The organism is Eubacteriaceae bacterium ES3 (assembly GCA_030586155.1).
In the GTDB taxonomy this organism is placed as follows: Bacteria; Bacillota; Clostridia; order Eubacteriales; family Eubacteriaceae; genus Acetobacterium.
In genome coordinates this window covers 1,896,940-1,911,464 of record CP130741.1, presented here as the reverse complement: position 1 = coordinate 1,911,464, position 14,525 = coordinate 1,896,940, and the positions used below count along the sequence as shown (strand labels likewise).

Sequence of the window (14,525 nt, the reverse complement as noted above, 5' to 3'; positions counted from 1 at the left end):
TATGCAGTACATGAATGATCCACGAGGAATTGAAGAAAGAAGTTTTGAAATTATTACCGAAGAGCTGGGAGATAAAAGCTTTCCAGCGGAAATCGATCCGATTGTAAAACGTATTATACATACGACGGCTGATTTTGAATATGCCGATTTGTTGGAGTTTCTAAATGGCGGTTATGAATCGGGTATGGGTGCTCTGCGTGCTGGTAAAAAAATCTATGCCGATACCCGAATGATACAGTCCGGTGTCAATAAAAAAGCTCTGGCAGACAATGGGATCGAAATTGTCAATTACAGCCATGATCTGGATGTGGCAGAAGAAGCCAAAGAACGGGGTGTTACCCGATCAACGGTGGCCATGGAAAAAGCTTTTAAAGATGATTCGATCGGTATCTACGCCATCGGCAATGCGCCAACAGCCCTGTTTACCCTGATAGAAAACATCAAAGCGGGTAAGGCTAAATCGGACCTAATTATTGGGGCTCCCATCGGCTTTGTCGGAGCGGCTGATTCCAAGGAAGCACTGGATCAGATTGATACGCCAAGTATTCGCATCAATGGCCGAAAAGGCGGCAGCCCGGTGGTGGCAACTATCTTAAATGCCATGATGTATCAGATTCATAGAGAGTGGTAAGAATAAAGTAAAGCCGGAATTTATTTCCCCTTCCTTTTTTTTATGCACAATTCATGGTATACTAATAACGTTTACGATTGAGCTAAAAATATGAATATAAATAAAAGGAGCACTAAAATGGAGATTAACAAGAATTTATCGGATGACAAAATGGTGATTGCCCTGGTTGGTCGTTTGGATACCACCACTGCCCCGGAGCTGGAAGCGGCATTTAACGGTGTTTTGGATGAGGCCAAGAACGTCGAATTGAATCTAAAAGATATGGACTATATTTCCAGTGCCGGCCTGCGGGTGATTCTGATGATTCAGAAAAAGGTTAACGCCATCAGCGGAAAGCTGGAAGTTAAAGAGGTTTGCGACACTGTTATGGAAATTTTTGATATGACCGGGTTTTCAGACGTATTGACCATCTCATAAGACATCTTCGGATGTCTTTTTTTTACAAAATTGTTACTGCCACACTTTTTGTCACATATTGTCAGCGCAAAAGAATAGTGCTACAATAAATGCAACTATATAAATAAGTAATTTATAAAATTTAACGAAAATACAATCCACAGGAAAATATTGAAAACAAGTTAGCAATGGTTGCTCCTAGAGGGGCGAACATTGCTTTTTTATATATAAATATGCCTATAACGCAATAATATCGCAAAATATTTGAATGGCAAAAAAAATCAACAACTAAAAATGAGAAAGTAGAAATTTGCTAAAAAAAGCAAAAATTTATCTTGTCACACTTTTTGTCACACGTTGTATACAGTAAACGGCCATGATAGAATAAACAGAATACCTAATTATTTTAAGTATTTATTTACAGCTTCACAATTTATTCAATATCAAATCGGCGAAATATCGTAAAATAAAGAAAAATACACATATTTCGAGTTTCGCTTCCAATTATTAAGTTTTAATTTCTTAAAAGCAAACAATGAGGAGAGCCCATGACGAATAACACTGAACAAAATGATGAACTGGAAATTGACTTACTAAAACTGATAAAGGCCCTCTGGCACAAAGCCTGGCTGCTGGTCCTCGTTTCTTTTATCTTTGGCGGCGGCGCATTGGCCTATACCTATCTCTATGTCGACCCCTTATATGAATCCAGCGCCCAGATGTATGTCAACAATAATGGCCTGTCATTTGATACCTCGGCACTGAGTATCTCCAGCACCGATATTACCGCTTCCAAAAGCTTAGTCGATACCTATATGGTTATTTTAAAGTCCCGACAGATGTTAAACGAAGTGATCGCCGATGCCCAGCTGGATCTGACCTATGATGAACTGGTGGAAATGATTACCGCAGCATCGGTGGATTCCACCGAAGTTTTCGAAATCCTGGTCACCGACACCGACCCCTACCGGGCGGAACTGATTGCCAATACCATAGCAGAAGATCTGCCGGAGCGAATTTCCAGCATTGTGGAAGGCAGCTCGGCCAGAATCGTCGATTACGCGGTGGTTCCAGCCGCTAAAAGCAGCCCCAACTTATTTAAATACACTTTAATGGGCGCACTGGTTGGTTTCGTTTTGAGCGCCGGCCTGATTATCATTATTGAACTTAGCGATACCACCATCAGGGAGGAAGATTATCTGGTCACCAATTACACCGATATCCCGCTTTTGGCCATTATCCCGGATATGGATCGGGACGACAGCAATAATAACTATTACAGCAATTACAAACAGTAAAGAAAGAGAATGGAGGAGAGTATGTTTGGTTTTAAAAAGAAAAAGTCATCAAGCAAACGCTCGGAGCGCAATAAAAAAAGCGAGCAGCAGAAAATTGGTAACAGCCTGAACTTTCAGGCCACAGAAGCTTATAAACGGTTACGAACCAACCTGGAATTCTCTTTTGCCAACGATAAAATGTGCAAGGTCATTGGCGTTACCAGCGCCATTACCGGCGAGGGAAAAAGCCTGACTTCCATTAACCTGGCCTATTCCATCGCGGCCAACAATAAAAAGGTGTTAATTATCGAAGCGGATTTCAGAAAGCCGACGGTTACCTCAAAACTGGGCAAGTCCTACAAAATAGGCCTAACCGACCTGCTGGTTGGCCATGACATACCAGTTAGAGATATTCTCAATTCAATTGATGCATCGGAAGATGTAAAACTGGATCTGGCCCCGGCGGGGAGCATTCCACCAAACCCGGCAGAACTGCTGGATTCTAAGAAAATGAAGGAATTTCTGGACGCCTGTTCCATGGCCTATGACTATATCATCATCGATTTGCCGCCGGTTACGGTGGTGGCGGATGCAGTGATTGCCTCCAAATTTATCGATGGTATGGTGGTGGTGGTCAGACAGGACCGGAGCGATCAGAAGTCCCTGTCTGAAACCATCAGACAGCTTAAATTTTCCAATACCAAAATTCTTGGTTTTATCTTCAATAGTTATACCCAGGTCAGATCGGGTTACTATAAAAAATATAGCGATAATTACAGCTATTCCGATTACAGCAATTCAAAATACGCCCACACAAGTTCTTCGCTGACCAACGGGTGATATTATGATCGATTTTCATTCACACGTCTTACCAGGAATGGATGATGGCAGCCACAATAGTGAAGAATCGAATGAAATGATCAGGCAGTCATTTGAACAGGGGGTTGAAATTCTTGTTGCAACACCGCATTTCTATCCCTGGCAGGATCAGCCGGATCGATTTTTGGAAAGAAGAAATGCTTCTGTTGAAGCATTGGGTAAAACCTACGACAATCTTTTAATTGGTGCCGAAGTCGCTTATTACGATGGCATGGGAAATTCAGAAGAGATAGAAAAACTAAGAATAGAAGAAACAAACTTACTCTTGGTGGAAATGCCAGTAACGGTATGGACAGAGCGAATGGTTGAGGACTTGCATCATGTTGAAAACAAAACAAATCTTAAACTGGTTTTAGCCCATATCGAACGGTATATCAAGTGCCAAAAGGGAACAGACAATATTGATTATGTCTGTAATAACTTTTTAATTCAGGTCAGTGTAGACTATTTTATAGACTGGAAGACCCAAAGAAAGGCACTGAAGCTTATGAAGAAAGATTATATAGATTTTATCGGCTCGGATTGTCACAATCTGACCACCCGGCCGCCAAATATACAAGAAGCCTATCAGACCATGATAGATAAACTTGGGACCCAAAGTGTAGAGACTTTTTTAGATAAACAAACAAACTATTTAAGGGAAGGAAGAAATTATGAAAAGTAAGAAAAACTGGAAACTTATATTACTGGCAACAACAGTTATTACCCTGTTACTAAGCAGCCATGTCTTTGCCACCATAGCACCAAGTGTTGCTGGAACGGATGGTCCGACACTGACCACTTTTACCGCACCGGACGGCACATTAGCCATTGCTTCTTATGTGGATGCAGATGGGGTAACCCACTATATTCCAGCCGCTGATGGTGCTGTTACCATTACCACTGACTCGGATTTTGAAGCCACACTAACCGGTGAGGCTCTGGAAAATTATATAGCCGCCAGAGACCAGCTCCTAAATACTGGTTCTGAATTTTATACCAATCTGACCGATTTTATCGCTGCTTCCTATCCGGATTATTCCGACAGCGACTTTGCCGTCAGAGATATTATCGATGTTAGTATCAGTGATGCCTTAAGAGCCGCAACCTTTGACCAGGGTTATGATGTGCAAATGACCTTCGATGCTGGCTATAACGAAGGCGATGTGATTGTTGTCATTGTCTACAATGCCGAAACCGGCGGATGGGATTTTGTATCCTCGGATGATGTAGTCGTCAATGCAGATGGCAGCGTAACCGTTACCTTCCCTCACTTATGCCCGGTGGCCTTTTTATCAGCCAGTGTGGAAACCGCATCGGCAGTAGAAGCTGAAACCGCCGAAGCAACAACCAGCAATTCTATGATGATTCCAATTTTGGCAGGTGCTGGTGTCATAATTGTTGTCGCAGCCTTAGTCATTACAAAAATGAAAAAGACCTCTTAATTGATCTGATACCATGAGAATAAGACATAGTATTAGCAGTAACATTATTTTTCGCATCATCATAATTTTAGTACTCAGCGCTGTTATTCTGGTTACTGCTTATCTGGGGATTTCCTACCTGGGGCATGAAGAGGAGATCGCCTATGCCGGGCAGACACTTACAGATTATGATGAGCTGAAAGCCATAACCATCGACGGGGTGAAATATCTCCCCGACCCGGATGTGTATACAGTTCTTTTGGGCGGGGTCGATAAGTTTGGTGATGCGGTGGAAAGCGGATCCTACAAGAATGATGAACAGATTGACTTTATCTCTCTGATTGCCTACAACACAGAGGAAAACACCTGCAAAATCCTGGTAGTCAATCGAGATACCATGACCGATGTCCCGGTTCTGGGGCTGGGCGGCAGAAGTGCCGGAACCCTCTACGAACAGATTGCCCTTTCCCATACCTACGGCACCGGATTAAAAGACAGTGCCGAAAATACAGTTAACGCCGTGGAAAGCCTGCTGGGCGGGATCACCATCGATAATTATGCGATTATGAAAATGGATGCCATCCCGATTCTAAATGATATGGTCGGCGGAGTAACGGTAACCCTGACAGATGACATGACAGTGATTGACCCGACCTTCACCGAAGATACGACAGTGACTTTGATGGGAGACCAGGCACTGAAGTTTGTGCGTCAGCGCTGGTATGTTTCCGATAATTCAAACCTTGCCCGTATCGGCAGGCAGGAACTCTATATCAATGGCTTTTATCATAATTTAAAAGCCAGCTCAACGGGCAACAACAGCTTTTTAGCCAACGCCTTTGGCGCCATTGATGACTACCTGGTCACCAATTGTGACTATGTAAAGATTGGCGAGTTCCAGAATTATATTCAGTCCTATCCGGAGGCCCAAGTCTATAGCCTGAGCGGGGAAACCAAACAGGGGAGTGACGACTATATCGAGTTTTACCCGGACAAGGCAAGTCTTAACCAGCTAACGGTGGATCTCTTTTATGAGGTGGCAGAAGAACAATAAACATAATTAAATCGGCCGGCAAGTGGGAATTGTGGGCAGCAAAGCCTGCAGTAAAAATATTTGTATGACGTAGATGGTATGACCTATTTAAAGTGAGTTGGATTGTCTGTAAATTAATAAGTTTTGGAAGTGAGGAACCAAATGTATAAGATCTACGAAGATGACTGGTTAAAGCATTATCAGTTTACAATTATCGATTTTATTTGTATGCAGTTTGCGTTTCTGCTGCCCTTTATTGCGGGAATCATTACTGCAAGAAATTACAATTCCTATCTGCAGCTGGCCCTGATTATGTCTTTAAGTTTCTTTATTTTTATTCTGTTTAACCAGTCCTACAAAAACATTTATTGCCGCGGTTATTACGACGAGGCCGCATCGGTTGTTTTTCAGGTATCGACGGTTTATGTGCTGACCATCTTTATCACCTTTCTGATTAAGACCTCCAGCGACTATTCCCGTTTGTATATTGGTTTAATGTATGTTTTAACCGTCATGATGACTTTTGCCTTCAGAAATTTTGCCAAGGCCTACTGTAAAAGACATTCGGCAAGCAAATGTCAGATCAATAAGGTGGTGGTCTTTACTTACAGTGACAAACTGGACCAGCTTGAGGATGTCAGCAATTTCATTAAAAATAATGAATGCGTCCATTACGAATTCGAAAAGGTCTTTCTGCTGGATGATGAACCGGTGGAGGACTGCCATTTCGAAAACCTGGCAACCAAGGAAGAGGCCTTTGCCTATATTAAGGAAAACGTTATCGACGAAGTCTTTATCTGTGCCAATGGTTTTAACGACTTTATTTCGGACATAGAAGATACCTGTGTCTCTATGGGGGCGGTGGTTCACTTTGTCCTGGGTGAAAAACACAATAAATACCCGATTAAAGAAGTGGTTGAAGGCGTCGGCAATTATAAAGTAGTCACCGGTGGGATGAATGTGGTCAGCGCCCGCAAGCTTTTCATTAAACGGGTTATTGATATCTGCGGCAGCCTGGTGGGCTTGTTTATTACCGGCATCCTGTTTGTCTTTGTTGCACCGATTATTTATATTAAAAGCCCGGGCCCAATCTTTTTCGCCCAGACCAGGATAGGGATGAACGGACGGCAGTTTAAAATTTATAAATTCCGGTCCATGTATATGGATGCGGAAAAGCGAAAAGCCGAACTGATGGCCCAGAACAAGATGAATGGCCTGATGTTTAAAATGGATAACGACCCGCGCATTATTAAGGGGATTGGTCATTTTATTCGGGCCACCTCGATTGACGAGTTCCCTCAGATGTGGAATGTGTTAAAAGGGGATATGTCCCTAGTGGGAACCAGACCGCCAACCCAGGATGAATTTAACGAATATGACTACCATCATAAATCACGACTGGCTATGAAGCCGGGCATTACCGGCCTCTGGCAGATTTCCGGCCGCAGTGACATTACCGATTTTGAAGATATTGTAAAATTGGATGCCCGCTATATCAGCGACTGGAATCTTACTTCTGACGTTAAGATCCTTTTTAAAACAGTGATGGTAGTCTTTAATAAGTCTGGTGCAGTTTAATAGGGAATGAGTTTTGTATGTAACAAATGATTTAGACAATTGAATAGTTCTCTTGTTACAGCATTATTAAGTAGTGAGGGAGACGCAGTTACATAGTGTGAAGGATTATTTATAGGATTGGTTGATTATCGTTGGAAAAACGATGATAAGAAAGGCTTTTTAAGGCTTTTGAAGAGGGGGAAATCCGCTATGTAGGAATATGTAGCGGATTTTTTGTGTTTGGTTTCGGTTATAAGAGTTACGTTGAGGAGATCTTTAGAATTATGAAGAAGGATTTTAAAATTGCTGTTGCCGGTACAGGCTATGTTGGTTTATCAATAGCGATACTGCTTTCTCAATATCACGAAGTGGTGGCCGTTGATATTATTGAAGAAAAAATTAATCTGATAAATAACAGAAAATCTCCAATTCAGGATGAGTACGTTGAAAAGTATTTAGCAGAAAAGGAACTTAAGTTGACGGCAACTCTTGATGCAGAAGAAGCATATACAAATGCGGACTTTGTAGTGATTGCCGCTCCGACAAATTATGATCCAGACATGAATTTTTTCGATACTTCTGCAGTAGAAGCTGTTATAGATTTGGTAATGCAATATAACCCAGATGCAATTATGGTTATAAAAAGTACCATTCCGGTAGGTTATACAAGATCTATTAGGGAAAAGACGGGTTCACAAAATATTCTGTTTAGCCCAGAGTTTCTTAGAGAGAGTAAAGCCCTTTATGACAATTTATACCCTAGCCGAATTATTGTTGGGACTGATATGAATGATGAAAGACTTCTAAAAGAAGCTCATACTTTTGCAGGTCTATTACAGGAAGGGGCCATAAAAGAAGATATTGAAACCTTATTTATGGATTTTACCGAAGCAGAAGCCGTAAAACTATTTGCCAATACTTACCTGGCCTTGCGTGTGAGCTATTTTAATGAGCTGGATACCTATGCCGAAATGAAAGGGCTGGATACCAGCAATATTATTAATGGAGTGTGTTTAGACGATAGGATAGGCACCCATTATAATAATCCTTCTTTTGGTTATGGTGGTTATTGTTTGCCGAAAGACACCAAACAGTTGCTGGCAAATTATGAAGATATACCAGAAAACCTGATTGGGGCGATTGTAGAAAGTAACCGAACCAGAAAAGATTTTATTGCGGATCAAGTTCTCAAGAAAGCCGGATACTATTCTTATTCAGGTAATAGTATTTGGAATGCCGAGAAAGAAAGACCTATTACCATTGGTGTATATCGGCTTACAATGAAGAGTAGCAGTGATAATTTTAGGCAGAGTTCTGTACAGGGGGTTATGAAGAGAATCAGGGCAAAAGGAGCAACCGTAATTATTTATGAGCCATCACTGCAAGACGGTGAAACTTTCTTTGGAAGTTTAGTAGTAAATGATATTGAGAAATTTAAGCGTGGATCGGATGCGATTGTTGCAAATAGGTATGATTCTGAGATTATGGATGTAGAGGAAATGGTTTATACAAGGGATATTTTCAGGAGAGATTGAGATCCCGTGTGTAAAAGAAGATAAATTGGAGGGCGAGGTGAAAATTGAATTTGCTGCATGAACAGGATGTACAACATGTATTTTTGGTAGGGGCAAAAAGCTTAGGTGCATATGGCGGTTATGAAACATTTATTAACAAATTAACAGAATATCATCAAAATAACAAAAACATCAAATATCATGTTGCTTGTAAAGCTAATGGTGACGGTGCAATGGATGAAACAAAGATTGACGGTGTGACAAGGATTTCTGATAATGAATTTTCCTACCATAATGCTCGTTGTTTTAAAATAAAAATTCCTAATATTGGCTCTGCGGTGGCAATTTACTATGATGTAGCAGCATTAAGTAACTGCTGCAAATATATAAAAGAAAATAATATCAAATATCCAATAGTATATATAATGGCTTGTCGTATTGGTCCATTTGCTTCACATTATTATCATAAGATACATAAATTGGGTGGCAAAGTCTATCTAAATCCTGATGGACACGAATGGATGAGGGCAAAGTGGTCTGCACCGATAAGAAAATATTGGAAGATATCTGAACAGATGATGGTGAAATACAGTGACCTTGTAATCTGTGACTCTATTAATATTGAGAAGTATATCCATGATTGTTATGACGGTAAGGGAATTAAATGTCGTAATCCTAATACGATATTTATAGCTTATGGTGCAGAAACACGAAAAAGTATATTATCAGACGATGATCAAAACTTAAATAATTGGTACAAGCAAAATGGATTGGCACCAAAGAATTATTATCTTGTTGTAGGTAGATTTGTCCCTGAGAATAACTATGAAATTATGATAAGTGAGTTTATGAAGTCCAAAACTAAAAAAGATTTTGCAATTATTACTAATGCTAATATTAAATTTTTAGAACAATTGGAAAAAAGGTTGCACTTTAAAAGCGATAATAGAATAAAATTTGTTGGCACAGTTTATGACCAAGAATTATTGATGAAAATAAGAGAAAATGCATATGGTTATTTTCATGGACATGAGGTTGGCGGAACAAATCCTTCACTACTTGAGGCGTTAGGCAGTACGGATTTAAATTTATTGCTAGATGTTGGATTTAATCGAGAAGTTGCCCAAAGTGGAGCACTCTATTGGTGTAAAAAAAATGGATGCTTATCAAGTTTGATAGAAAAGGCGGATATGTTTAATGTTTCAAGGATAAAAAATATTGCCGGTCAGGCAAAAGCTAGGGTTACCAAAGAGTATAGTTGGGAATATATAGTAGATAAATATGAAAAATTATTTAAAATATCTTAATCTTTGAATTAGGTGCTAAGTGGAGTATAAAGATGAAGAATATATTATTTGTACATTCAAGTTCTGAGATGTATGGATCAGATAGATCATTATTAAATATTGTTAAGTATATCGATAAAAGTAAATTTAATATTTTTGTAATACTACCTTGTCCAGGGCAACTTGTTGATGAGATGAAAAAAGTTCCAGGCGTCAAGGTAGAAATTTTTGAAATAGCTGTTCTCCGTAGAAATAATTTCTCTATTAAGGGTGGGGGGCGGTATTTTAAAGAGTTTATTAATTCATACAAATATCTTAAAAAGTTTATAAAGACTTATAAAATTGATATTGTTGACACAAATACGGGTGTAGTACTGCCTGGCGCAATTGTTGCAAAGCATAGCAAAATAAAAAGTGTTTGGCATATTAGAGAGATTATCAAGAATGACATGGAAAACAAGGTTATTTCAATGATAATGAATCGATATGCGAATCTTATCGTAGCTAATAGTAAATCTACAGGCATAGCACTTAAAGTAAATCAGAAATGTGTAAGAGTAGTTTATAATGCTGTTGAAGAGAAGAAAAACACAATCCAACAGCCACATGATTATTTGGTTGTTGGAATGGCGGGACGTATTAACCGTTGGAAAGGGCAGAAACTGCTTGTTGATGCAGCTGAAATTGTACATGAAAAAATGCCAGATGTGATTTTTAAGATTGCAGGGGAGGCTTACTCTGGTGAGGAGTATTTAAAAGTTGATCTACACAAATATATTGAAGAAAAAGAACTAACAGATACTGTGATTCTTCTAGGTCAAGTTAATGATATGTCAAGCTTTTATGGTTCATTAGATCTGTTTGTATTACCTTCTACACAGCCTGAACCGTTTGGTCTCGTTGTAATTGAGGCAATGGAATTTGGTTTGCCTGTAATTGCAACTAATCATGGTGGTCCAGTAGAAATCATCGATGAAGGTGTTGATGGTTATCTAGTAGATTACGAAAGTCCCAATCAGATGGCAACTCGTATAATTGATTTGATGTTAGATGAAAGAAAAAGGAAACAAATGGGAGTAAAAGGTCAAGAAAAGAAACGTAATAATTTCTCTGCTGAAGCTATGGTGAAGAATATAGAAAGTGTTTTTAACGAAGCAATTTCGATAAGATGACTAGGAGGTTAGACTATGAAATTAGCTTATGTTATCCTGCATTATTTAGCGGGTAAAGATACAATTGAATGTGCTAAATCTATCCTTAGTGCAACAATAGAATCAGAACATGAAACTATAATAATAATTGTTGATAATGGGAGTACAAATGAATCTTATTTCGAAATTCAAAAAGCTTTCACGTGTAATAAACAAGTCATACTATTGCACAGCGATGAAAATATCGGATTTGCGAGGGGGAATAATATTGGATTTTGCTATGCTAAACGTACTTACCAAGCGGATTTTATAGTTCAATTAAATAATGATACAATTGTGAGACAAAAGGACTTTAATGAGGTAATAATTAGAAAGTTTGATGAAAAACAGTATTCTGTATTAGGCCCTGATATAATGACTGCAGATGGTTTTCATCAAAATCCAGGTAGTAAACAAACATGGAACTATAAAGAATTAATGTTATATGTAATTAAAAAACGTGTAAGAATTGCTTTAAGTTATATACACATGGATTTTCTTTTGTCTAAGGCGATAGAGTCTGTAAAAGAAATATACCATGTCGAATCATGTACTGGTGATGTTTTAAATACTATTTTGCATGGTGCGTGCTTTGTTTTTTCACCTCTGTTTATTAGTCAATTTGATGGTTTATATGAAGAAACCTTTCTTTATTGGGAAGAGGATATTTTAAAGCTACAAGCGGATTTTTATGGCTTTGTAATGTTATATAGCAGCGAACTTTATATATATCATAAAGAAGATATTGCAACGAATATGGTAAAAGGCTCGACGGATATAAAAACACGAAGAAAGTATAAACGACTAATAGAGTCAGCAAAAGTTTATAGGAATTTAAAAAGAAATTTGATGTTGAAGAAAAAATTAAACAATGAAGTTGATTAGATATTGCAGAACATAGTAAGAGTTAAAAAAGAAAAAACAAGGGGAAATGAATGTACTCATTTATAACGATTTTAGTTTGTACGATAACAGTAACATATTTATTATTTGGGACTAAACATTTCTATCATCCTTTGCTTATATTTAATGTATGTTGGGCTTTTATCTTATTCTTGGAATCGTTTCATTTCTACGAACTTTATAAGTCTTCAGAAAGTATATATTGGTATATTCTTTGTGGTGTTTTGGCAATAAATATTGGTTTTTTTGTTTGGGATTATAGAAGAAAACGCAATAAGACGATATTTAAAATAGGTAGGCAGTACCTTAATACAGCTACATATTCAATTAATATACCTAGGTATAAAATGCTATATGTACTAGCTATTTTATGTATTATATATTATTTGGGTTCAGTAATATTGACTTTTTACTATTTGTATTCTGGGATAAGCTTAGCTGAAATACGTAGTATAGTGCAGGATAGTACAAGCGCGTATAATCTATTTAATCAAAATAAATTTCTAAATGCAATATCTATACTTTTTCTTGTGCCTGGAGCTGCAGTTGTTCAAGTAGTAGGGGCTATGGATTTTTGGTTTGGTAAACGCGAAAAGAAACTTTTTTTTCTAGCTGTAATACTGGCAGTAATGAGTTCGATTGGCGAGGGTGGAAGAACATCACTTGTAAACATGTGTATATATATGCTGTTAGGGTATTACCTCTCTGGTGTAAGTTTAAAAAATAAAGCCCAAATATCTGTAGCGAAAATGAAAAAAAGAAAACGTCTAATTCTTGGGGCAGTAACTATAGGTGTAATATTTCTTATATGGTTTTCGGTTTCAAGAGCTGGACAAACATTATATAAGGAGCTCTATTTGTATTTTTCGATGCAACCTTATATGTTTGATATTTGGGCAAAAAGAGCTGATTTAGAAGGGATTTTTGGATACGGTGAAACATCTTTAAATGGTTTTAGTTTTGCTGTTTTATATATATTCAAAAATTTGTTTGGCATTGATTTTCCAACACATTGGCAAAGTGTATATGATTTGATACGTGCAACTGATAGCGAATGGCAGATTATAACTGCAACGTTTTCAAAGGCAAACGCTTATGTTGGTATATTTTGGTTTTTTTATGTAGATGGAAGGTTGTTTGGGATTCTTATAGGAATGTTTCTTTATGGTGTTTATTTGGCACATTCATATAATGATGCAATAAAATATACAAATGTGAAGACTGCTGCTATATATAGTTTTATATTTCAAGGTCTAGTATGGTCGTTTATACGTTTTCCATTTTCAAATATATATTATGCAATTGCATTTTTAATGTTGATATTTTTAGCATTTAAGTCTGTAAAACGAGAGGTGTAGTGTTAAATGTTTAATAAAAAATATGATTCAGTGTACGTAGTTTGTCCGGCTAGTTCAAAAACTGGCGGTTTGGAGCTTTTACATCAATTAACTTTTATGTTAAATCAGCTTGGGTTAAATGCAAAGATTGCTTATACAAATATTAAGGATGATCACCCTACTAATCCTGACTATGAAAGATATGTAAGTGACTACGTTGAGTTCATAGAATTATTGGATAGAAAAAAAATATTGGTTGTTATATCCGAGCATCAGATTGAGCTAATGGACAAGCTTAAAAATGCTGAAGTTGCTATATGGTGGTTAAGTGTAGATAATTATCAGAAAGTTTATGAACCTAAGAAAGCATATTCACTCTTAGGTTGGAGAGGGGTTGCATGGTATATTAAGAATGGTCGTTGGAAATACCGTGTTTCTAAAATAAATAAAAAAATCAAATACAATTTTGCGCAAAGTCATTATGCAATTGATTTTTTACAAAAAAACGGTTTTTCAAATATTGAATATCTTTCCGATTATATCAATTCCGACTATTTGCAAATAGCGTTGGACAAATCAAAAGAAAGAAATAATGTGGTATTGTATAACCCTAAAAAGGGAAAGAAATACTCAGATTACTTAATGGGGCTTGATCGTAGTATTATTTGGGTTCCATTGATTAATTTAACCAATCATCAAGTCAGAGATTTATTGTTAACCAGTAAAGTATATATAGATTTTGGAAATCACCCAGGTAAGGATAGATTCCCCAGAGAAGCTGCAATGTGCGGTTGTTGCGTTATAACAGGTGAAAGAGGTGCAGCAAAGTTTTATAAAGATGTCCCTATCCCTGAAAAATATAAACTTCAAGATAAAAAACAAAATGGCATGAAAATTATTAATTGTATAAAAGATTGTTTTGATAAATATGAATATAATTTTGACGATTTTGATTATTATAGAAAAATGATTGCTTCAGAACAAGAATGTTTCATTGCTGATGTTGAAAAGATATTTCTGAGGTAAAGATGTAAGAAGTGTTTATAGTAGTTTTGACGGGTATGTTTGAGTTAATGTCTGATATTTGAATGATACTTTGAAAGTGAGCCACGTACTCCT

At 37.6% G+C, this 14,525-nt stretch carries 14 protein-coding genes; all 14 read left to right on the top strand.

Annotation, left to right across the window (positions count from 1 at the left end; all coding sequences use genetic code 11):
• Position 1: 1 nt before the first annotated feature.
• The 14 genes from Q5O24_08680 (at position 2) to Q5O24_08615 (ending at position 14,432) form a co-directional block, all read left to right on the top strand.
• Positions 2–631, top strand: coding sequence for a precorrin-8X methylmutase (locus tag Q5O24_08680; GenBank protein WKY46459.1), 630 nt, complete (start codon positions 2–4; stop codon positions 629–631).
• Between the two features lie 117 nt (positions 632–748).
• Positions 749–1,048, top strand: coding sequence for an STAS domain-containing protein (locus Q5O24_08675; GenBank protein ID WKY46458.1), 300 nt, complete (start codon positions 749–751; stop codon positions 1,046–1,048).
• Positions 1,049–1,575: 527 nt separating this feature from the next.
• Complete coding sequence (locus tag Q5O24_08670; protein ID WKY46457.1) at positions 1,576–2,325, top strand: Wzz/FepE/Etk N-terminal domain-containing protein; 750 nt, start codon at positions 1,576–1,578, stop codon at positions 2,323–2,325.
• A gap of 21 nt (positions 2,326–2,346) precedes the next feature.
• Positions 2,347–3,144 carry a CpsD/CapB family tyrosine-protein kinase gene (locus Q5O24_08665; protein ID WKY46456.1) on the top strand — a complete coding sequence of 266 codons (798 nt, stop codon included), beginning with the start codon at positions 2,347–2,349 and terminating at the stop codon, positions 3,142–3,144.
• 4 nt (positions 3,145–3,148) lie between these two features.
• The gene (locus Q5O24_08660; GenBank protein ID WKY46455.1) at positions 3,149–3,847 is read left to right on the top strand and encodes a CpsB/CapC family capsule biosynthesis tyrosine phosphatase; all 699 of its coding nucleotides are present in this window, start codon (positions 3,149–3,151) and stop codon (positions 3,845–3,847) included.
• Positions 3,837–4,607 carry a hypothetical protein gene (locus Q5O24_08655; GenBank protein WKY46454.1) on the top strand — a complete coding sequence of 257 codons (771 nt, stop codon included), beginning with the start codon at positions 3,837–3,839 and terminating at the stop codon, positions 4,605–4,607. The genes Q5O24_08660 and Q5O24_08655 overlap by 11 nt, the downstream gene beginning before the upstream one ends.
• A 13-nt stretch (positions 4,608–4,620) precedes the next feature.
• Positions 4,621–5,640 (top strand): LCP family protein, encoded by a 1,020-nt coding sequence (locus Q5O24_08650; GenBank protein WKY46453.1) that lies wholly within the window; start codon positions 4,621–4,623, stop codon positions 5,638–5,640.
• A 141-nt stretch (positions 5,641–5,781) separates the two neighbouring features.
• On the top strand, positions 5,782–7,197 hold the full coding sequence (locus tag Q5O24_08645) for a sugar transferase (protein WKY46452.1): 1,416 nt from the start codon (positions 5,782–5,784) through the stop codon (positions 7,195–7,197).
• A 263-nt stretch (positions 7,198–7,460) separates the two neighbouring features.
• Complete coding sequence (locus tag Q5O24_08640) at positions 7,461–8,711, top strand: nucleotide sugar dehydrogenase (protein ID WKY46451.1); 1,251 nt, start codon at positions 7,461–7,463, stop codon at positions 8,709–8,711.
• Positions 8,712–8,761: 50 nt separating this feature from the next.
• Positions 8,762–9,997 (top strand): DUF1972 domain-containing protein, encoded by a 1,236-nt coding sequence (locus Q5O24_08635; protein WKY49235.1) that lies wholly within the window; start codon positions 8,762–8,764, stop codon positions 9,995–9,997.
• A gap of 32 nt (positions 9,998–10,029) precedes the next feature.
• Positions 10,030–11,148, top strand: coding sequence for a glycosyltransferase family 4 protein (locus Q5O24_08630; GenBank protein ID WKY46450.1), 1,119 nt, complete (start codon positions 10,030–10,032; stop codon positions 11,146–11,148).
• A 15-nt stretch (positions 11,149–11,163) separates the two neighbouring features.
• Complete coding sequence (locus tag Q5O24_08625; protein WKY46449.1) at positions 11,164–12,051, top strand: glycosyltransferase; 888 nt, start codon at positions 11,164–11,166, stop codon at positions 12,049–12,051.
• Between the two features lie 50 nt (positions 12,052–12,101).
• A complete protein-coding gene (locus Q5O24_08620; GenBank protein ID WKY46448.1) occupies positions 12,102–13,427 on the top strand; it encodes an O-antigen polymerase in 1,326 nt (441 codons plus the stop codon).
• Between the two features lie 6 nt (positions 13,428–13,433).
• The gene (locus Q5O24_08615) at positions 13,434–14,432 is read left to right on the top strand and encodes a hypothetical protein (GenBank protein ID WKY46447.1); all 999 of its coding nucleotides are present in this window, start codon (positions 13,434–13,436) and stop codon (positions 14,430–14,432) included.
• Positions 14,433–14,525 lie beyond the last annotated feature (93 nt).